At 33.5% G+C, this 1,660-nt stretch carries 1 protein-coding gene; it reads left to right on the top strand.

Annotated elements, in window-relative coordinates; translation table 11 throughout:
- Positions 1 to 341 precede the first annotated feature (341 nt).
- Positions 342 to 1,660: Fic family protein (locus FJ213_13515; GenBank protein ID MBM4177171.1), on the top strand; the 1,319-nt coding region annotated here is incomplete at its 3' end.

Raw genomic sequence — 1,660 nt, 5'->3', positions numbered from 1 at the left:
CTCTACAACCTCACTTATGAAGAAGTTGAGATTATAGACCCGCAAGTAGTTAGCATTATAACTAAGGAAGACTATGACAAATTTGAGATACAGTAGAATGGAAATCGTTTCGAAGGAATCACCGTTGGGAAAATCTCGCTTTCGGTATAAAAATAAAACTCGAATAAAAATCACTACTTATTTTTTATATTGTTAAATTTAACCGCTATCCCCAATCTTATTTTAGAAAATTTCCTCAAAATAAAGACCTATTCTGGAAAATATTACAAATAAACTTGTTTATTTTGGAAAATTATTACAATTTAGAGTCAGTTCAATAACTATTTTGGAAAATATTTTCAATGAGTGAGCTAATATTTGCCTCAGCAAATCGTCAAGAGAATTATAAAATCTCGAAACTGCTTCAAGAAAACAAACTTCGGAAGATTGCCCCAAGGATTTATTCTACAAATCTTGAAGAAAAACCTTCTGAAATTATAAGCAGAAACATTCTTGAAATTCTTGGTAACTTATATCCCGGCTCAGTGCTAAGCCATCGTTCCGCTTTTGAGTTCAAACCAACTTCAACTAATCAGATTTTTGTTACTTATTCCTATACGAGAAAAATAAAACTTCCTGGTATAACAATAAATTTTCTTGAGGGAAAGGGACCTATTGAAGGGGACAATAAAATGATTGGTGAGTTGTATGTTTCGTCTAAGGAAAGAGCTTTTCTTGAGAATCTTCAGATAACCAAAAAATCCGGTCCCGATTCAAAGTCTTTAACCATTCCTCAGATTGAGGAAAAGTTAGATGATATTTTAAGAATAAAAGGGGAAAATGGTTTAAATCAATTGCGTGATATAGCAAAGCAATTATCTGAAATACTTGATATGCAAAAAGAGTTTGAATCACTAAACAAAATTATAGGTGCTTTGTTTGCCACCAAGCCCTCTAAAATATTAAAATCAGATTTAGCTTTATCACGTGCTGCAGGATTGCCTTATGATAGAAACAGAATAGAACTCTTTGAGTTACTCTCTAACTATCTGCACAACAAAACTTTTAAAGAACGCCCGGAGAAAAATTTATCCTTAAATTCTTTTAGGAATTTCGCTTTCTTTGAAGCTTATTTTTCCAACTACATTGAGGGAACCGTATTCGAAGTCTCTGAAGCAAAAAATATAATAGATACCGGTGTTCCTTTACCTAACCGCGGAGATGATTCACACGATATTCTTGGTACATATCAAATAGTCTCGAACAGAAACGAAATGAAAATAATTCCAAATAGTTCTGATGAATTTCTAGAATTACTTCTCTCAAGACATAAAACATTGCTATCAGCACGTATAGGTAAATCTCCTGGTCAATTCAAAGAAAAAAATAACAGAGCTGGAAATACCTTGTTTGTTGATTTCAAACTTGTTCGTGGTACACTCATACGTGGATTTGACTATTACAAAATTTTGACTGATCCATTTGCAAGAGCAGCATATATGATGTTTCTCGTAAGTGAAGTACATCCTTTTGAAGACGGCAACGGCAGAATTGCACGTGTAATGATGAATGCTGAACTCATTAGTAAAAATCAAAGTAAGATCATTATCCCGACAGTCTATCGAGATGATTATCTGCTTACATTAAAGAGATTGACTAACCTGCCTGTCCGACAGGCAGG

This window comes from Ignavibacteria bacterium (genome assembly GCA_016873845.1).
Classification (GTDB): domain Bacteria; phylum Bacteroidota; class Ignavibacteria; order Ch128b; family Ch128b; genus JAHJVF01.
Note: the sequence above shows the minus strand (reverse complement) of the source record. Positions and strands in the feature narration are given on the sequence as shown.